Below are 17,947 nucleotides of genomic sequence, written 5' to 3'. Positions count from 1 at the left end.
GAACACGATGGGACGCAAGAAGAACAAGAGACAGCCTCCGAAGAAGGATCTGAAGCCCCGCAAGGTCAAGGTCTCGATCCTCACGACGGAGAACATCACCTACGTCGACTACAAGGACGTCAACCTGCTCCGGCGCTTCATGTCGGAGCGGGCGAAGATCCGGGGCCGACGTGTGACGGGCAACAACGCCCAGCAGCAGCGACAGGTGGCCCGTGCCATCCGGGTGGCGCGCGAGATGGCGCTCCTGCCCTACCAGGTCCGCCAGGTCACCAAGCGGGGGGGCAAGGGCCGCCGCGACCGCGACGCGCGTGACGACTCGGCACCACCCACCCCGTCGTCACCGCCGCCGCCACCCGGAGCGGGTGACGACGCAAACGGGGCCACCACCGATCCGGATGCGGTCGACACGGGCGCCGTCGAGAACGTGGAGGGCGTCACGGTCGGCGCCGCCGACGAGGTCGCACCCGAGGCTCCGGAGACACCGGCCGACGACACACCCGAGGCCCCGGAGACACCGGCTGCACCGTCGGGGAACGACGACGGGGAGGAGTCGTGAAGGTCCTCCTGCGCGACGACGTCGAGAACCTGGGCCGCAAGGGCGACCTCGTCGACGTGGCCGACGGCTACGCCCGCAACTATCTGCTTCCTCGGGGCTTCGCGATGCGTGCCACGAAGGGGACGGTCCGTCAGGCCGAGGCCATGAAGCGCAACCGGGAGATCCGCGAGGCCAAGGAACGCGCCGCCGCGGAGGAGCTGAGCGCCACGCTCTCGGCCGCTCCGGTCACCGTCGCGGCCCGCGCCGGCGAAGAAGGCAAGCTCTTCGGCTCGGTCACCAGTACCGAGATTGCCGCGGTGCTCTCGGAACGCAGTGGTGTCGACGTCGACCGCCGGAAGCTGGAGCTCGACGAGCCGATCAAGGATCTCGGTACGAGCGAGGTGAAGCTGCGCCTTCACCCCGACGTCGAGACCGTCATCACCGTCGAGGTCGTGGCGGAGTAGTCCCGTGGGCTCCGTGGTGAGTTCGGCCCTGGTCACCCTCGAACACCCGCGGCCACATGTGGCCGTCGTCCTCCTCAACAGCCCCGCCAACCTCAACGCCATGAGCTTCGATCTGGTCGGGGAGCTCTACGAGCGTCTTCACGAGGTCCGGGAGCACAACGACACGTGGGTCGTCGTTCTCACCGGCAGCGGCCGCAGCTTCTGTTCGGGCCTCGAGCTCGAGGACTTCGGTGACATCCCCAACGCCGACGGCCTCGGCCTCGCGCGTCTGGGGATGAGAGCCATGGCCTACATGTCGGGCATCGTGCCCGCATTGCGGTCACTGCCCCAACCCGTGATCGCCGCCGTCAACGGACCGGCCTACGGCGGGGGGATGTGCATGACCCTCGGCGCCGACATCCGCTACGCCGACGAGTCGGCCGTGTTCTGCGGAGCCGGTGTCGTCAACGGCCTCACGTCCGCTGAGCTCGGTGCCACGTGGATGCTTCCGCGACTGATCGGAGCGTCGCGTTCTTCGGAGATGCTCCTCACCGGCCGGAAGGTGGACGCCACCGAGGCCGAGCGCATCGGTCTCGTCTCGCGGGTGATGCCCGACGGCGGTGCGTTCGAAGCTGCGCTCGACACCGCCGAGCAGATGACGCACCTCAGCCCGTTCGGGATCATGATGACCAAGGAGGTGCTGTGGGCGAACCTGGAGGTGGGAAGCCTCACGGCTGCGGTCGATCTCGAGAACCGCACCCAGCTCCTCGCCGGTCGCACACCCAACCTCGACGAGGCCCGTGCAGCTTTCCGAGAGGGTCGCCGACCGTTCTACCCGGAGTAGCTCGCGCACCGACGAGCCGCTGACCTGCACGAAACGGGGTGGTCGGCTGAGAGCACGGGCGACCCTCCCCGTAGCTGTCACACCCGTCACGCATGATCGTGTCCATGTGTCGTCCACGGGCCTGTGGAGAAACCGGGCAGTTGTCCACAGGAGAATCCCCGAAAAAATCGGGGTTTCACCACTTACTCCCCACAGGGCACCTCTGTCACGATCGACGCCCGGCCCGGGGATTCCAGAAGGGGGGAGCACGGTGGTCCAGGCACTAGATGACGCGCGCCGGCGCCGCGACGACGGGTTGCGCACTCCGCCCCACAACATCGAGGTGGAGGAGTCGCTCATCGGAGCGATGCTCCTCTCACGTGATGCCATCACCGCCGCCGGTGAGCGACGCCTGAGCACCTCCGACTTCTACAAGCCCGCGCACGGCCACGTGTTCGAGGCGGTCATGGCCCTCTACGGCCAGGGCGAGCCGGTCGATCCCGTCACGATCTCCGAGGAGCTCCGTCGCGTCGGGCTCCTCGACGCCGTCGGCGGCAAGTCGGCGCTCGTGGCGCTCCAGGCGAACACGCCGGCGTCGGCCAACGCCGGCCACTACGCGGCGATCGTCAGTGAGCTCGCGCTCATGCGGCGTCTCATCGCCGTCGGCGGCGAGATAGCCGAGATGGGCTACGTCTCCACCGAGAGCGTGAGCGACACGCTCGACCGGGCCGAGTCGCTCGTCTACGACGTCGCCGGTGGCCGTGTCACCGACCCCGTCGACCTGCACACGTCGCTCGAGGACACCCTCGACCAGCTCGAGTACCTCTACGGCCACGAGGGCGACATCACGGGTGTGCCCACCGGCTACGACGACCTCGACTCGGTGCTGCTCGGCCTCCAGCCCTCGGCGCTCGTGATCCTCGCCGCACGCCCCGGGATGGGGAAGTCGGCACTCGCACTCGGCGCGGCACGCAACGTCGCGCTCACCCAGCGGCGTCCCGTTCTCTTCTTCTCACTCGAGATGGGGCACCTCGAGCTCACGAAGCGCCTCCTCGCCAGCGAGGCGCGTGTCGACTCCAAGAAGCTCGCCACCGGCAACATCCCCGAAGCCGACTGGACACGTCTCTCCCACGCCGTCGGTCGACTGGCCGAGGCGCCCCTGCTCATCGACGACAACCCGCACTGCACGGTCATGGAGATGCGGGCGAAGGCCCGGCGCATCAAGGCCCGACACGGCGACCTCGGCCTCGTGGTGGTCGACTACATCCAGCTGATGAGCGGCAGCGCGACGGCCGAGAACCGCCAGATCGAGGTGTCGGAGATGAGCCGGAGCCTCAAGATCCTCGCCCGCGAGCTGGAGACACCCGTCCTCGCGCTCTCGCAGCTCAACCGCCAGCTCGAGTACCGCACCGACAAGCGCCCCGTCCTCGCCGACCTGCGTGAGTCGGGGTCACTCGAGCAGGACGCCGACGTCGTCTGCTTCATCTACCGCGACGAGATCTACAACCCCGAGTCGGAGGACCGCGGTATCGCCGAGGTGATCGTGGGCAAGCACCGTAACGGTCCCACCGACTCGGTGCGCCTCGCCTTCATCCCGCAGTTCACCCAGTTCGCCAACATGGCCCGCGACTAACCCCCTATTCTTTCTGTCTTCCGAACGAGGAGTCCCCGATGCCACCCCTGAGACGCAGCATGCGCCGGACATCACGTCGAACGTCGCGGCGCACCAGCCGCCGGATGAACCGCCGCATGGACCGCCGTGAGCAGGCCGCCGAGGACCAGGCGGCCCAGCAGCAGGCCGCAGCGCAGCCAGCGCCCTCGTCAGGAGGTGGCGACGACGTCGCCAAGCTCCAGGAGCTCGCCACGCTGCACGCCTCGGGTGCTCTCACCGACGAGGAGTTCGCCGCCGCCAAGGCCAAGATCCTCGGCTGAGGACCTGAGCTGAGGATCAGAAGAGACGCAGGGATCCGTCGTCGGTGCCGCGGAGGAGATCGAGGTCGACCTCCACCCAGTCGACGTCGCGGCTGTCGGCCAGGACCTTCGCCTGTGGCTTGATCTCGGGCGCCACGAACATGGCGCGGATCGGGGCGAGTGCCGGGTCGAGGTCGAGACGCTCCCGGTAGCGCACGAGCTGCTCCACGCCCGCGATCTCTCCCACACGCTTGATCTCCACGGCCACGGTGCGCCCGTCGCCGTCACGGCACAGCAGGTCGACGGGGCCGATGTCGGTCGGGTACTCACGGCGTACCAGCTCGAAGCCGTCGCATAGCAGCTGCACGCGATCCGCGATGAGCGCCTGGAGCTCCTTTTCGACACCCTCCTTCTCGAGGCCCGGGTCCTCCCCGAGGTCGGTGCTGTGGTCGAAGAGCACCTCGTGGATCGTGATGCGCAGTTCCTCGCCCTTGGCGTTGCGCACGACCATGCCGTCGTCGGTGTCGGTCACGGTGCACGGCGGGGTCATCCAGTTGAGAGGCTTGTAGGCCCTGGCATCGGAGTGCACGGCCACCGAGCCGTCCGCCTTGCACATGATGAGGCGCGGCGCCCGTGCGAGGCGCGCTCCCAGCCGGCCGTCGTACTCCACCTCGCAGTCCGCCACCAGCAGCCGCACAGATCTGCGAAACTACCCGAATGCCCGAGCTCAGGCGGCCGGTGATCAGGATTCCGCGGGTACCGACCCGCGCCGTCGCTGTCGGCGTTCCGGCCGCGGCGATGGCGGCGCTCGGATTCCAGGCGTGGTACGTCAATCACCGAAACCTGCCCTCCTTCGACGAGCTCGACCCGTCGGGCACGATCGGCGATCCGTCTCATCCCCGTGTCCGGTTCACGCTCCTGGGCGACAGCAGTATCACGGCGCCCGGCCTCGACCATCCCGACGACATCTGGGTCCGGCAGGTCGCACGCCGCCTGTCGAGCACCTACTGCATCGACATCGTGAACCACGCTGTCAGCGGATCGCGCGTGCGCGACGTCGTGGAGCGGCAACTCGTGGACGCCACGTCGGAGCGTGGCGACGTGGCCATCGTTTCCGTCGGCGCCAACGACGCCCTGCGCGGAACTTCCATGAGTCGACTCGAGACACTGCTCACGCGAATCGTCACAGAACTGCGAACGTGTCATTCCGTCGTCGTTCTCGCCGGGGTCGGCGACCTGGGCGACTGCCCGCGACTGCCCTTCCCCCTGGGTGCCATCGCCGGGGAGCGGTGTCGCGCCGCCAATGCGGTCCATGGACGCGTGGCCTCCGGCGTCGACGGCGTGATCCGGGCTCCTGTGCGCGAGGTGTCCGGCGACGCCTTCCGGGACCCGTCGCTGTTCTCCCCCGACCTCTTCCACCCCAATGCGGAGGGCCATGCGGTGTGGGCCCGAGCAGCGTTTCCGGCGGTCGCCACCGCCGTGTCCCAGGCGCTTCGCGAGCGCGCCGCCGTCTCCTGATCCGGTTCCCGCGAAGACCCGCGGTGGCGGTCGCCGTGGCCGGCCTGGCTCTTGTCGCGGCGTGCACGTCATCGGGCGGCACCGACAGTGACGACGGTGCCGACAGCCTCGACTCACCGCTGTCGGGTGAGCAGGTCACGGTGGAGCCCGGCACACGCGAGGAGTTCCTGGCCCTGCACGCGGGCAGCCTGGAGCCGGGCACTGCCACGACGTTCGCGTACGAGCGTTTCCAGGACGGCGAGGTGGTGCTCGCCGAGGAGCAGTCCGAGGTCACGCTCGCCGACGAGCAGATCGTCGCCACGTCGAGCGGCCTCACCTACTGGCGCGGGACCGAGGAGTTCTCGTGCACGAACTTCGAAGGTGTCCGGGAGTGCCGTCCGCCCGAGACGGTGGGGCCGTACGACGAACGTGCCGCCCAGGACGTCGACAGCCTCACCGGGCGGACCGACCCCGAAACCGGGGATCTCACCGTCGGGATCGCCGAGGGCCCGACGCTCCTCGGTCGCCCCACCCGGTGCTTCCAGGTCGTGCCATCCGACAGCGCGACCGACGGGACCGGGGAGGAGGGTGCCGACCTGATGCAGGTCGGCACCCTCACCGAGACGTGTTTCGACGACGACGGCACGGTTCTCGCGCGGGTGTCGATCCGCCCCGACGTGACCGAGACCTGGACGGCCGTCGCCGTTGATCCGGCGACGCCCGAACAGATCGCGGCTCTACTCGAGGGATACCCGCTGGACGGGTAACGCGGCGCGACTCCGGAAGCATCGGCGCGGTGGCGTAGCGTTCCAGCGTGGACTTCTACGACGACCTCCTCGTCCAGCTGCTCGCCGCCCTCGGCGCCGCGCTGTTCGTCGGCAACGGGTTGGCGTTGATCCGTCGGCGCTCCGACCGGTCCGCTGCCGCTGCCGGCCGGCGACGAGGGGGTGCCCGGCCGTCGGCCCACCAGAGCGACGACGACCTCGCCCAGGCGCCCGTCGCGCGCACCGTCCTCTACATGGTGATCGGCTTTGTCGTGATGGCCGCTGCGGTGGGGTCGCTCGTCGCCTAGAACGGCGACGTCAGAGGGTGTGCACGTCGCGTGTGAAGCGCAGAACGCCTGAGCCGTTGCTCGAGTCGGCGCGTACGAACCCGTTCCGCTCCAGGACTCTCACGGAGGCGGTCATGTGCGGGAGCGTCTCCGCGTCGACGCGCCGCACGCGTCCGGTGCCGAACGCCCAGGCGACGAGGGCGCCGACGGCTTCGGTGGCGTAGCCACGGCGCTGCCCGCCGGGGAGCAGCGAGTACGCCAGGTCGACGATCCCGTCTGTGGGTGGCCCGCCGAAGCCCCCGAAGCCGACGAGGACGACGGTCGGGGTGTCGTGGGCGATCCAGTACCACGGGTACCAGCCGACGGCGGTCGGGTCGCCGTCGAGCAGCGTCACGAGCGTCTCGCGGTCCGCGGCCATGAGCTCGGGTGGCCACTCCCCGGGCACGTCCGTGCCCAACTCGTGGCTCAGGGCGTCGGTTCCCGCGAGGTCGGCGCGCAGGTGACGGGCCGACGAGGGGACCAGGCGCATCCGGGCGGTGCAGAGTGCGTTCCGCCCGAGGCCCGATGACCCGGCGGGCGATGGCGGTGCGCTGATCCCGATCACCCGGTCTGATCGGCTCCGGGTCCCGTTCCTTGAGGGCTCCGGTGAAACGCCCCACCCCGCGCGATCCGGCCGCCCCATACTGGGAGGCCATGCCCACGGTCCCTCCCGTCCCCGAACTCGGCGACTCCCCCCTCCCCCCGTCGATCGGCATGGTGGCGAGGGTCCGGGAGGCTGCCCGCCGGCGCCCGCTCGTCCTGATCGCCATCGGTGTGTTCTGCTACAGCATGGGGCCGGTCATGGTGTCGGCCTCCAACGTGGCGGGCCCGGTCCTGTCCTTCTACCGGCTCTGGTTCGGGGTCCTGGCGTTCGGGTTCCTGAGCGCCGTCCACATCCGACGCACGGGCAGGCGCCCCGAACGGGCGGGGCTCATGTGGGCGCTCAAGGCCGGCGTGGCCTTCGGTGTCCACCAGCTGATGTTCATGACGGCCATCAAGGCGACCTCGGTCGTCGACGTCACGCTCATGTCGAGTCTCTCCCCGGTGATCGTCGGGGTCCTGGCCGTCCCGATGTTCAACGAGCGCACGGGTGTGCCGTTCCGTCTCTGGTCGGCCGTCGCCATCGCCGGCTCGGCCCTCGTCGTCGTGGCGGGCTCGTCGGGGCCCGACGGGGATCTCGGTGGGATGATGCTCGCGGCGACCAACGTCTTCTTCTTCGCGTTGTTCTTCATGTTCTCGAAGCAGGGACGCGAGCACATCGACGTCGTGCCCTTCCTCTTCGGCGTCATGACCGTCGCGGCATTCACCGTGTCAGCCTTCGTGGTGGTGACCGGGGAGGCTGTCGGCTCGGTCGACGGTGAGTCGCTGCTCCTGGCCGCCGGCATCGCCTTCGTGCCGGGCCTCGTGGGCCACTTCGTGATGACATGGCCGTTGCGGTGGGTTCCGGCCAACATCCCGCCCGTGATGCGCCTGGCGACCCCGTTCATCGCCGGGCTCACCGCGTGGGCACTGCTGGGTCAGACCATCGGCGGGGCGGAGGTGCTGGCCGGGCTTCTCACCCTCGCGGGGGTGTTCGGTGCGGTGCTGTCCCCGGCCGGGCGCCGCCTCGCCGAGGAGGCCGCCGTGGAGATGGAGGACTGAACCCGGCGGGCCTCGGTCAGTCGAGCTCGACCAGGATGTCGTTCATCTCAGCGCGGAACCGCCGGAGCTCCCGGCGGTGCAGCACCGAGAGGGAGCGCAGCTTGTCGCTCCCGGTCCGGGTGAGCCGTATCTCGTGCCGACGTTGGTCGTCCGGCGGGACCGTGCGGGTGACGAGGCCCGCCTCCTCGGCACGGGTCACCAGCTCGAGCGCCGAGTTCGGCCGGAGCTGGAGGCGCTCGGCGATCTCCGACACGGACGGGTCACCCTCGCCGGCCCATCCGCGCACCGCGAGGAGCAACTGGTGCTGCGAGGGGGTGAGCCCTGCGTCGCGGGCGGCCTCCTCGGAGAAGCGGGTGAAGACGCGTAGCGCGTGGCGGAAGCGGGCCAGGCTGCGGTAATCGCGATCGGACAGGTCGTACCGTGTCCCGGGTCCGCTCATGATGAGGCTCCCTCGTCGGTGGTGCCACTGTCGGCACGGTGTCGCTGTGCCTCGAGGTGACCGATGTCGCGTGTGAGCAGGAACGACACCAGCGCCGCGACGAGCAGCATGGGTGTGAGCGTGAGGCCGGCCATCTCGGCGACGACGAGCGTCGAGCCGAGCGGCGTCTTGGTGACGCCGACGCATGCCGCCACCATGCCCGCGCTCACGAGGACCGTGGTGTGGGCCCCGGGAGCCACGTGGTGGGCGAGGGTGCCCGCCGCCGCCCCGATGAAGAAGAGAGGGATGATGAAGCCGCCCTTCCATCCCGTCGCAAGGCAGGTCGTGCTGGCCAGGAGCTTGGCCGTGCCGGCCGCGACGAGGGTCCCGACCCCGACCCCGGGAACGAGGAGGTCCTCCAGCTGCCCCTCGCCGAAGGTCAACGCGTAGGCGTTCCACAGGGCCAGGAGCCCGAGCACCACCCCGCCGATGGCGGGCAGCGCCCAGACGGGAACGCCACGGGCGAGGAAGCGGCCGATCCGCGACAGGGCGATGAAGGCCACCGCGATGAGTGCCCCCACGACACCCATGACCGCGGCCGGCACCAGGTCGATCGCCTCGGTCGGGGCGGCGGCGGGAAACGACCAGACAGGAGCGAGGCCGGCCGTCGACACGCCGATGTACACGACGTAGCCGGTCAGTGCCCCGACCATCGCGGGAATCAGTGCCTCGTAGTACTCGAGCCCCCGTCGGTGGAGGATCTCCAGAGCGAAGACGCCCGAGCCGATCGGTGCACCGAACAGGACGGCGAAACCCGCCGCCATCCCCGTGATGGTGAGAACTCGCGTGTCGCGCGGTGACTTCCGCTGTGACTGGGCCAACCATGTCCCCGCGGATCCCGTCGACTGCACCAGGGGTGCCTCGGGTCCGAGTGCTCCGCCGGAGGCGATGCAGACCAGCGAGGTCGGGATCAGTGAGCGGAGCCCGCGGATGTCAGCAGCCCCACCGAGGACGTGGATGTTGTCCACGAGGAGGTCGACGTTGCCGGACGACCCGAGGAGACGTGTCAGGACGGCGACGAGAACGCCCGCTCCGAACAGCACGGCGCACTGGGCGGCGCCACCGGCGATGTTGTCGGGCCCGACGACGGAGCCGAGCAGCGAGAGAAGCCCGACGAAGGCGGCACCTCCCAGGCCGCCGACGGCCCCGACGAGGAAGTACAGCGGGATCGAGCGTGACCGGAACGCCAGGAGCGCCCGGGACGACCAGGGTGAACGAAACATCGTAATACGATGTATTATCCCTCGTCAGGAATGCAAGGCGAGGCCCGTGTCGCCGCCCCGGCGGCGTGTACCGGGCGCCGCCGCCCTCACAGCCGCTGCCGCGCTCCCCGTGCTGACGGCTCGTCAGACGAGTGCTTCCAGGAGCGACGCAGTTCCCTCGACGTCGGAGGGACCGGTCGCAACCTGAACGACGAGGTCGTACACGGCGTCGTTGTCGGCACCCGAGATCGTGACTCCGTTGATTTCGAGGAACACGGCAGTCGCGAGCCAGCCAAGTCGCTTGTTGCCGTCGACCAACGGATGGTTGTTGACGATCGAGTCGAGAAGCGCCGCGGCCTTCCTCCACAGATCGGGGTAGGCGTCGTCGCCGAAGACAGTTGTCTGCGGCCGCGCGACGGCTGATCCCAGTAGCCCTATGTCCCGTACGGAGGGCGGGTCGCCGAGAAGGCGCGCCGCGAGCCCGAGGACATCCTCGAGGTCGAGATACTCGAGATCGCGACTCACCGACCGAGCCGGTCGAGCGCGTCGGAGTGCGCCTCGATGACCCGCTCGGCGGCGCTCGACACCCGCGAGCGGTGTTCGCTGCGCACGACGAAGTCGCGAACGGCGCGCCGGGCGGCCTCCTGCATGGAGATCCCTTCGGCAGCCGCCAGTTCCTGCAGGGCGTGGTGCTCGTCGTCGGTGAGGCGCAACGTCATGGCCATGCACCCATGATACCAAAGTGATACCGTCGATTCATGACAACAGAGCGCGTGGAAGTGCAGCGGGCCATCGCGGCCGAGCCCCCGGAGATCTTCGAGATCCTGCGCAGTCCCGAGGGCCACGTGGCGATCGACGCGTCGGGGATGTTGATGTGGGCCGACGGGGAGCCGGCCACGGCCGTGGGCGACCGCTTCGTGATGCACATGGACCGCGACGCGCTGCGCGACTTCGACCTCGGCGAGTACGAGGTCACGGTCGTCATCACCGCGTTCGAACAGGACGCCGAGATCGCCTGGACCATCGACGGACAGATCCAGCCGCCGATGGAACACGTCTACGGCTACCGCCTCGAGCCCGTCGACGGCGGAACGCTCGTGACGTCGTACTACGACTGGTCGAACGCACCCTCCGACTACAAGGACCTCGGGATCTTTCCGGTCATCAAGGAGACCGGACTCCTGGCGACGCTCGGCATCCTCGCCCGCACCGTCGCTCCCGGAAGGTCCCGCCCCGGCGCCGACGCGTAGCTGCCCCGGTCGGAAAGGGCCGTGGAGCGGGTGACGCGCGACTGTGATGAAACCCACACCGCACCCACGCTCGACACCAGTTGCCTCGAGGAGCATGCTGGAGCCCATCTGGTGAGGACGTCTGGAGGGTGAGGTGGACGCTGACGATGTTGTCCGCGACTACTACGGTGGCGATGATCTCGAGGGTGTCGTGTTCGATGCCCTCCGCACGGCCGGGGTCGACATCGACGCCCTGCGGGTCGAGAACCTGGCCGGTCTCGACCAGCTGCACGCCGGCTTCGGTCCCGCAACCGAGTACCTGCTGGATCATCTCGACCTCACGCCCGGAACTGCACTACTCGACGTCGGTTGTGGGGTCGGTGGCCCGGCGCGCATGGCTGCGGCCAAACACGGTTGTCGAGTCACCGGGATCGACCTCAGCCCCGACTTCGTAGCGCTCGCCAGGCTTCTCACCCAACGGCTCGGCCTGTCAGACCAGGTGACGTTCGATGTCGGTTCCGCGACCGACATGCCCTACACCGAAGGGTCGTTCGCTCGAGCCATGTTGAACCACGCAGGCATGAACATCGCCGACAAGGCCCAGGTGTTCGCCGAGGTCCGGCGGGTCCTCGAGCCCGGTGGGTTGTTCGCTGTCTACGAGCAGATGCGCGTGGGAGACGGGGAGATCGTCTACCCGTTGCCATGGGCCGACGACGAGACGTCGTCGTTCGTCGAGACCCGGCAGCGATACGCCGAGTTGCTGACCGATGCCGGGTTCACCATCGAGCACGACGAGGACCGGACCTCGGCCAACGCCGCAGGTGGGCCACCGGCGCCGGGCGCACTGACTCCGAGCGACCTGTTCGGACCCGGGTTCGAGGAGCGACTGGGGAACAACATCGCCGCTGCTCTGGCTGGGGCGTTGGGCGCAGTGCTGATGGTGGCGCGTGCTGCCTGACGCACGCCGAAATGGAGACAGCGCTCCCTGCGAGCTCACGCGCCGACCCGAACAAGGCCTTCCGGGCGGCGACGGTAGAGAGCGGGTGACGAGAATCGAACTCGCGTTCTCAGCTTGGGAAGCTGATGTTCTACCCCTGAACTACACCCGCGTGTGAGGCCGCAGGGTACCAAGACCCCGCTCGGCGGCCGACGCCGGGCCCGGTAGGTGATGTCGGCGAATCCCCCACAGAACCGGGCCTCGTACGGATGTCGGCAGGCCGCCACCGGGGCCAGGCAAACAGATATTCGACAGAATTGACTCCAGTATCCATTTATGCCAGCGTACGGCGATGCAACGAACGCAGCACTCCTCGGGCCCCCGACCCATCCGCCGGAACTGGAAGCGCGTGGTCCAGTGCTCGCCGGCGCTCGTGGCGCCGTCGCGCTACGTGTCCGAGCTCATGGAGTTCTCCCTCGCTCTCGGTGCGCCGGCGTTCGAGAAGCACTACCGGCGTTTTCTCGACGACCCCCGGGGGCAGCGTCTCCTGCGTGAGCGCCCCGATCTTCCCGCCGTCCTGGGCGACCGCGATGCCCTGGCTGCGTGTGCCGGCGACTCGTTCGCCCGCGCATACGTGGACTTCACGTCGCGCTACCGCTTCGACGCTTCAGCGTTCGAGGCCGCACACGACATCGACGGCATGGCACAGCGTCTGGGCTGGGACGACGATTTCGCCTACCTCATCACACGTGGGCTCCAGACCCACGACCTGTGGCACACGCTCGCCGGCTACGGGCCCGACTGGGCCGGTGAGGCAGGCGTCATGGCGTTCACGTACGGCCAGATCCCCAATGCGGGCGTCGGAATTGTTGCCGGGATCCTCGCGGCCATCAGTGGCGACGTTCCGCGGAAGCGCTGGAACCGGTTCGTGAAGCAGGCATGGCGCCGGGGTCGATCGGCCGACTACCTCCTGGTGGCGCCCTACGAGGATCTCCTGCCCCATCCGATCGACGACGTCCGCCGCGAGCTGGGTATCGCGCCGCTCACTGTCGCGCATCCGGAGGGCCTGCCGTACACCTCGTTCCGCTACGGCTTCGCCAAGGCGATGTCGACCGGTTACGACGTTCCCTCGCCGGCGGATCAGCGCGTGAGAAGCGCCGCATGATGACGGCCCGGCGTCGTGGGCGCCCCGTCGGCGGGGGCATGACGGGCGAGGAAGCGCGCTCCCGAATCCTCGACGCGGCGGAGCGCTGCTTCTTTCGAGCGAGTATCGGAAAGGTCACCGTCGACGAGATCGCCGGGGAGGCAGACCTGTCGCGCTCGACGATCTACCAGCACTTCTCGGGGCGTGACGAGATCCTCGAAGGTGTGATCACGCGTATGACGGACGCGTGGACCGCGCTGATGGCCGAGCAGCTCGACGACTACGGAACACTCGAGGAATGGATCGTCGACGTGATGGTCATGCTGGTCACGACGATCCGGAGCGATCCCGCGCTCGTGAGCGCCTTCTCCGACGACGGACGCTCGATCGCCGGCCGTGTCGTCGGCAACAGCCGTGAGATCACGTCGCGTGCCCGCACGTTCGCCCACGAGATCGTCGAACGTGCCGGGTCGGAGCGCTCTTCGGAGATCCGCGGCGACATCTCGATCGACGAGGCGTCCGACCACCTCGTGCGCATCGGGATGGCTCTCGTCGCGGGCGGCGACCCCATTGCCGACGATTCCGAGAGTCTCCGCCGCTACGTGAGCGAGTTCGTGGTCGCGCCGCTCATCGCATCGCGTGTGGGCGAACGCCACGCGGCCCGACCGTGAAGCGCCGGACCCGAAAGACACTGCTGTGGGTCGGGATCCCGATCGGCACGATCGTGGTGCTGCTCGCCGCCGTGAAGATCGTCATCGAGATCCGCGACCGGGCTGATCCCGTCGATGTCGAGGAGATCGGCGCCCGGTTCGACGCAGGGTCGCAGGCAGGGGGAGGCGATTCGTCGGAGTGGTCCCTGGAGACCGGTGTCTGGGCGATGAGGGCCGAAGGCTCGGAGTTCGTCAGCATCTTCGGAGGTCCCGTGCACGACTTCCCCGACGAGGTCGCACAGTCCGTCAGCAACACCGAGTGCGGTCAGACGCTGACCCTCGACATCTTCGAGCAACGCAGCGACGTCCTCGAGCTGTGCCGTGACGGCGACGCACTCGTTCTCGACCGCTTCATCACCCGCCACGAGTTCGTCGGGGTGAAGGACGAGACGGTCACCGACGACTGTCGGTCTCTGCGTGTCTTCTGGGCCGACATGGCTGACGACGTCGGTGAGGAGCCCACATCGGTCGACTGTACGGCCGACGGCGACCAGTCCGGCGTCGTACCGGCGAAAGTCACCGTCGGGGTGGAGGAGGTGGGGCCCGTCGACGTGGCCGGAGAACCGGTCGACGCGGTCAGGATCAACATCACCTCCGAGGTCGCCACCCCGGAGGACCCGACGCACGGTACGTACAGTGTCGACCTCTGGCTCGGTGTCGACACGCCCGTCATTCTCCGGCGTGGCCTCGATGCGGACGTCACCGCCGACACCCCGATCGGCGATCTCGGATTCGAGGAGAACCTCGACGCTGTTGTCGACTCGATCGACCCCATCAGCGACTGAGGCACGGAACGCCGGCACCCGGCGGGTGCCGGTGTGCCGGCAAGAGGCCGGTGGCGGCACGGCGCCGGTAAGGTTCCCGCCGTGATTCTCTCCGACAGGACCTTGCGCGAGGAGCTCGAGAGCGGGCGCATCATCATCGAACCACTCGACCTCGACATGGTGCAGCCGTCCTCGGTCGACCTCCACGTCGACGGCTACTTCCGCGTGTTCCGTAACGACACGACGCCCTACATCGATCCCAAGCAGCCCCAGGAAGACCTCACCGAACTGGTCGAGGTCCCCGACGACGGCGCCTTCATCCTCCACCCCGGGGAGTTCGTCCTCGGCTCGACACGCGAGCGGGTCGCCCTACCCGGCGACCTCGTCGCCAGGCTCGAGGGCAAGTCGAGCCTCGGCCGCCTGGGTCTCTTGATTCACAGCACCGCGGGCTTCGTCGATGCGGGTTTCGACGGGCACCTCACGCTGGAGCTCTCCAACGTGGCCAACCTGCCCATCGCCATCTACCCGGGCATGAAGATCGGTCAGATCAGCTTCATCAGGATGACGACCGAGGCCGACCATCCCTACGGCTCGACGTCGATGGGCTCCAAGTACCAGGGCCAGCGCGGCCCCACGCCGAGCCGCTACTACCTGAACTTCGACGACGGGTAGGAACCGGGCTCAGAGCCCGATCTCACCCTCGATCGTGGGGGTGGGCTCGCGCTCGGAAGCCGGGGCGTCGAGGGCCTCGAGCATCACCTGCGAGATGTCCTGGACGATCACCTCTTCGTCGCGGCCCTTCTCGCGCACGCCGTCGTCCATCATGACGTAGCAGAACGGGCATGCGACGGCGATGCGGTTCGCGCCCGTGGCGAGCGCCTCCTCGGTCCGTTCGATGTTGACCTTCTTGCCGGTGCTCTCCTCCATCCACATGCGCGCACCGCCGGCGCCACAGCACATGCCGCGGGTCCCGTTGCGGGGCATCTCCACCACGTCGATCCCTCCGATGGAGGCCACGACCTCGCGGGGCGCCATGTAGACGTCGTTGTGGCGGCCCAGGTAGCACGAGTCGTGGTACGTGACGCGCTCGGCGAGGTTGGTCCCGCTCATGTCGAGCGCGCCACTCTCGACGAGCTCACTCAGGAACTGGGAGTGGTGGACGACCTCGTAGTTGCCGCCCCAGTCGGGGTACTCGTTGCGCATCGTGTTGAAGCAGTGCGGGCACTGCGTGATGATCTTCTTCACGCCGAGCCCGTTGAGCGTCTCCACGTTCTGCATGGCGAGCATCTGGAAGAGGTACTCGTTGCCCGAGCGCCGCGCCGGGTCCCCCGTGCAGAGCTCGCTCGGGCCGAGGATGGCGAAGTCGACACCCGCACGGTGGAGCAGCGTTGCGATGGCCTCGGTCGTCTTCTTGTTGCGGTCGTCGAACGAGCCCGAGCACCCCACCCAGTAGAGGTACTCGTGTTCGAGGTCGGCCGCCGACGGGTCGACGATGGGCACCTCGTCGTCGATGTTCTCGGCCCAGTCGGCGCGCTCGGACTGGTTCATCCCCCACACGTTCTGCTGGTTCTCCAGAGCCCGGTAGGCGGTGCCGAGCTCGGTGGGGAAGTCGCTCTCCATGAGCGACAGGTAGCGGCGCATATCGAGGATCTTGTCGAGGATCTCGATCTCGACGGGACAGATCTCGTCGCACGCCTTGCACGACGTGCACGCCCAGATCTCCTCGGTGCTCACGCGCTCGAAGACCGAGTCGGCCGTGATGGTGATCTCGGGGACCGTGCCGATCGGCGGGGAGACCTGCGGGTCGCCCGTGGCGTCCATCACCTCGCCGACCTTCAGAACGATCTCACGCGGGTCGAGGGGCTTGCCCGTGGCGTGTGCCGGGCACACCGACGTGCAGCGACCGCACATCGTGCAGGCGTCGGTGTCGAAGAGCTGCTTCCAGGTGAAGTCCTCCACGGTGGAGGCCCCGAACGTCTCGAGGTCGGTCTCCATGAGGTTCGGGAGGGGCTTCATGGCGCCCTTGGGCCGTTCCCGGTCCTTGAGGTAGGCGTTGACCGGTGACGTGATCATGTGGCGCAGCATCGTGGTGGGCAGGATCACGAGGAATGCCACGAAGGCGAGGAAGTGCGCCGCCCACGACCAGCGGTGCAGGTCGGAGAGCGTTCCGGTCGACCAGCCGTCGAAGATTCCCGACACGCCGTAGCCGATGAACGACCACTTCTCGAACGCCGGGCGCCCCTGCGCGGCGATGCGCAGCCCCTCCACGATGAAACCGCTGAGGCCGATCACGAGGAACACCATCAGGATCACGAGGTGCTCCGGTTTCGTCTTGATGCGGATCCGGTAGGGGCGCTGGACGTAGCGGCGGGCGAGCGCCCACACGATCCCGATGAGGAAGACCACGCCGACGGCGTCGGCGGTGGCCGAGTAGCCCTGGTACACCGTCCCGTGCAGGAACTTCAGTGACTCGGGGAGCTGGTGGTCGATCTCGAGGACCACCGTGGCCACGAACAGGACGAGGAAGCCGAAGTAGATGAACGAGTGCATGATGCCCGCGGCGGGGTCGCGCAGCAGGGTTTGCATCCACACGGCGGAGCGAATGTCTTCGGCGCGGCGTTTGACGTTCTTCTTCGTGGTCTTCCGGTTGTCGGGCCGGCCGCGTTCGTAGTTGCGGACCCGCAGCGACACGAGCCACGCCGTGTACAGGAGCATGGCCGAGACCGAGGCGTAGAACGCGGCCTGCATCGGGGTGGGCACGTTGCCGAAGACGGCCCGGTGGATGGGCGAGTGCTCCTCCCACCCCGTGATGTGAGGAAGGATGCCCGACGCAACGGTGCCCAGCGCGGCGAGCACCCCGACACCGAGAACCAGCTCACTCGCCTTGGGACGTCGCACGTCTCGCCTCCGTGGGGTTGCGGGCGAAATCTACCGCGGTGTGCCGACGCGGCTCCGCACCGGCTCCGGTGGGCGAAGCGTCGGTGCTACTGGACGCTCTGGGAGTCGGCCTCGCGCAGACGGGCCGCCATCCCGGCCAGCAGCTTGCGGGCGAAACCGGGGACGCTGTCGATCAGGCCACCGAACTGACGCTGCCCGACGACCACGAGTTCCATCGGCGTCTCGCTGATCACCGACGCGTTCCGGGGAGCCTTGTCGAGCAGCGCGAGGTCGCCGAAGAACGAGCCGGGCTTGAGCGTGGCGACCTTCCGTCCGTTGCGGGTGACCTTGGCGGCGCCCGACACGATCACGAAGAACTCCGCTCCCGCGGCGCCCTGCTCGACGAGCACGTGCCCGGCCGGGACCTCGAGGTCCTCTCCGCTCTTGGACACGAGCTTCAGGTCCTTCTTGGACAGCGCCGTGAACAGGGGCACCTTCTGGAGCTGCTTCAGGAACGGGTCACCGCGTCGAATCGCCATGAGGCGGGATCGTAGCCCCGGTACGGGCGCCGTGCTCGCTGTCAGGTTCCCGTCAGGCGGGCGACGCGTTCTCGTAACGGTCGTGTCGCCGACCGGAAAACGATGTCCTTCACGATGTCGCAGTCCG

The 17,947-nt window shown here is 68.4% G+C and carries 22 protein-coding genes, 1 tRNA gene and 1 pseudogene; 15 read left to right on the top strand and 9 right to left on the bottom strand.

Annotated features, from left to right (window positions below):
• Nucleotides 1-7: 7 nt before the first annotated feature.
• The 5 genes and pseudogenes from rpsR to R3A49_11750 all read left to right on the top strand — a co-directional run bounded on the left by rpsR (nt 8) and on the right by R3A49_11750 (nt 3,733).
• A pseudogene (gene rpsR, locus R3A49_11770) lies at nt 8-253 on the top strand (30S ribosomal protein S18).
• 299 nt (nt 254-552) lie between these two features.
• The gene (gene rplI / locus R3A49_11765; GenBank protein MEZ5171407.1) at nt 553-999 is read left to right on the top strand and encodes a 50S ribosomal protein L9; all 447 of its coding nucleotides are present in this window, start codon (nt 553-555) and stop codon (nt 997-999) included.
• A 16-nt stretch (nt 1,000-1,015) separates the two neighbouring features.
• A complete protein-coding gene (locus tag R3A49_11760; GenBank protein ID MEZ5171406.1) occupies nt 1,016-1,822 on the top strand; it encodes an enoyl-CoA hydratase-related protein in 807 nt (268 codons plus the stop codon).
• A gap of 250 nt (nt 1,823-2,072) precedes the next feature.
• Complete coding sequence (gene dnaB, locus R3A49_11755) at nt 2,073-3,434, top strand: replicative DNA helicase (protein MEZ5171405.1); 1,362 nt, start codon at nt 2,073-2,075, stop codon at nt 3,432-3,434.
• 116 nt (nt 3,435-3,550) lie between these two features.
• Nucleotides 3,551-3,733, top strand: coding sequence for an SHOCT domain-containing protein (locus tag R3A49_11750; GenBank protein MEZ5171404.1), 183 nt, complete (start codon nt 3,551-3,553; stop codon nt 3,731-3,733).
• Between the two features lie 16 nt (nt 3,734-3,749).
• On the opposite strand, the gene nucS is transcribed toward R3A49_11750, so the two are convergent.
• Nucleotides 3,750-4,409, bottom strand: a complete 660-nt coding sequence (nucS, locus tag R3A49_11745; GenBank protein MEZ5171403.1) for an endonuclease NucS — start codon at nt 4,407-4,409, stop codon at nt 3,750-3,752.
• Between the two features lie 20 nt (nt 4,410-4,429).
• Between nucS and R3A49_11740 the strand changes: the two genes are divergently transcribed.
• The 3 genes from R3A49_11740 to R3A49_11730 are packed head-to-tail and all read left to right on the top strand — an operon-like array spanning nt 4,430 to nt 6,281.
• The gene (locus R3A49_11740; protein ID MEZ5171402.1) at nt 4,430-5,230 is read left to right on the top strand and encodes an SGNH/GDSL hydrolase family protein; all 801 of its coding nucleotides are present in this window, start codon (nt 4,430-4,432) and stop codon (nt 5,228-5,230) included.
• A gap of 23 nt (nt 5,231-5,253) precedes the next feature.
• Nucleotides 5,254-5,976, top strand: a complete 723-nt coding sequence (locus R3A49_11735; GenBank protein MEZ5171401.1) for a hypothetical protein — start codon at nt 5,254-5,256, stop codon at nt 5,974-5,976.
• Between the two features lie 47 nt (nt 5,977-6,023).
• Complete coding sequence (locus R3A49_11730; protein MEZ5171400.1) at nt 6,024-6,281, top strand: hypothetical protein; 258 nt, start codon at nt 6,024-6,026, stop codon at nt 6,279-6,281.
• A gap of 10 nt (nt 6,282-6,291) precedes the next feature.
• Here the strand turns inward: R3A49_11730 and R3A49_11725 are convergent, their stop codons facing one another.
• Complete coding sequence (locus R3A49_11725) at nt 6,292-6,789, bottom strand: GNAT family N-acetyltransferase (GenBank protein ID MEZ5171399.1); 498 nt, start codon at nt 6,787-6,789, stop codon at nt 6,292-6,294.
• Nucleotides 6,790-6,953: 164 nt separating this feature from the next.
• On the opposite strand from R3A49_11725, the gene R3A49_11720 reads away from it, so the two are divergent.
• Nucleotides 6,954-7,940, top strand: a complete 987-nt coding sequence (locus R3A49_11720; protein ID MEZ5171398.1) for a DMT family transporter — start codon at nt 6,954-6,956, stop codon at nt 7,938-7,940.
• Nucleotides 7,941-7,956: 16 nt separating this feature from the next.
• Here the strand turns inward: R3A49_11720 and R3A49_11715 are convergent, their stop codons facing one another.
• The 4 genes from R3A49_11715 to R3A49_11700 form a co-directional block, all read right to left on the bottom strand.
• On the bottom strand, nt 7,957-8,379 hold the full coding sequence (locus tag R3A49_11715) for a MarR family winged helix-turn-helix transcriptional regulator (protein ID MEZ5171397.1): 423 nt from the start codon (nt 8,377-8,379) through the stop codon (nt 7,957-7,959).
• A complete protein-coding gene (locus tag R3A49_11710; protein MEZ5171396.1) occupies nt 8,376-9,641 on the bottom strand; it encodes a chloride channel protein in 1,266 nt (421 codons plus the stop codon). Before R3A49_11710 ends, R3A49_11715 begins: the two co-directional genes overlap by 4 nt.
• Before the next feature lie 123 nt (nt 9,642-9,764).
• Nucleotides 9,765-10,145 (bottom strand): type II toxin-antitoxin system death-on-curing family toxin, encoded by a 381-nt coding sequence (locus tag R3A49_11705; GenBank protein MEZ5171395.1) that lies wholly within the window; start codon nt 10,143-10,145, stop codon nt 9,765-9,767.
• On the bottom strand, nt 10,142-10,345 hold the full coding sequence (locus R3A49_11700) for a ribbon-helix-helix protein, CopG family (protein MEZ5171394.1): 204 nt from the start codon (nt 10,343-10,345) through the stop codon (nt 10,142-10,144). The genes R3A49_11705 and R3A49_11700 overlap by 4 nt, the downstream gene beginning before the upstream one ends.
• Nucleotides 10,346-10,378: 33 nt before the next feature.
• Between R3A49_11700 and R3A49_11695 the strand changes: the two genes are divergently transcribed.
• Entirely contained in the window at nt 10,379-10,870 is a 492-nt protein-coding gene (locus R3A49_11695; GenBank protein ID MEZ5171393.1) for a polyketide cyclase, read from the top strand.
• Between the two features lie 133 nt (nt 10,871-11,003).
• Nucleotides 11,004-11,807, top strand: coding sequence for a class I SAM-dependent methyltransferase (locus tag R3A49_11690; GenBank protein MEZ5171392.1), 804 nt, complete (start codon nt 11,004-11,006; stop codon nt 11,805-11,807).
• 80 nt (nt 11,808-11,887) lie between these two features.
• Here R3A49_11690 and R3A49_11685 read toward each other — a convergent pair.
• A tRNA-Gly gene (locus R3A49_11685) sits at nt 11,888-11,958 on the bottom strand.
• Between the two features lie 180 nt (nt 11,959-12,138).
• Between R3A49_11685 and R3A49_11680 the strand changes: the two genes are divergently transcribed.
• From R3A49_11680 to dcd, 4 genes are all read left to right on the top strand, one after another.
• A complete protein-coding gene (locus R3A49_11680; GenBank protein MEZ5171391.1) occupies nt 12,139-12,951 on the top strand; it encodes a Coq4 family protein in 813 nt (270 codons plus the stop codon).
• Nucleotides 12,948-13,601: a TetR/AcrR family transcriptional regulator gene (locus R3A49_11675; GenBank protein ID MEZ5171390.1), complete on the top strand. Its 654-nt coding sequence runs from the start codon at nt 12,948-12,950 to the stop codon at nt 13,599-13,601. Before R3A49_11680 ends, R3A49_11675 begins: the two co-directional genes overlap by 4 nt.
• Nucleotides 13,598-14,425 carry a hypothetical protein gene (locus R3A49_11670; GenBank protein MEZ5171389.1) on the top strand — a complete coding sequence of 276 codons (828 nt, stop codon included), beginning with the start codon at nt 13,598-13,600 and terminating at the stop codon, nt 14,423-14,425. The genes R3A49_11675 and R3A49_11670 overlap by 4 nt, the downstream gene beginning before the upstream one ends.
• An 81-nt stretch (nt 14,426-14,506) precedes the next feature.
• Entirely contained in the window at nt 14,507-15,076 is a 570-nt protein-coding gene (gene dcd / locus R3A49_11665; protein MEZ5171388.1) for a dCTP deaminase, read from the top strand.
• A gap of 9 nt (nt 15,077-15,085) precedes the next feature.
• Here the strand turns inward: dcd and R3A49_11660 are convergent, their stop codons facing one another.
• Complete coding sequence (locus tag R3A49_11660) at nt 15,086-17,302, bottom strand: 4Fe-4S dicluster domain-containing protein (protein MEZ5171387.1); 2,217 nt, start codon at nt 17,300-17,302, stop codon at nt 15,086-15,088.
• Nucleotides 17,303-17,388: 86 nt separating this feature from the next.
• Nucleotides 17,389-17,820 (bottom strand): cyclic nucleotide-binding domain-containing protein, encoded by a 432-nt coding sequence (locus R3A49_11655; GenBank protein MEZ5171386.1) that lies wholly within the window; start codon nt 17,818-17,820, stop codon nt 17,389-17,391.
• Nucleotides 17,821-17,947 lie beyond the last annotated feature (127 nt).

This window comes from Acidimicrobiia bacterium, from assembly GCA_041394025.1.
In the GTDB taxonomy this organism is placed as follows: Bacteria; Actinomycetota; Acidimicrobiia; order IMCC26256; family JAOSJL01; genus JAOSJL01.
This window is presented reverse-complemented; position numbering and strand designations above follow the sequence as displayed.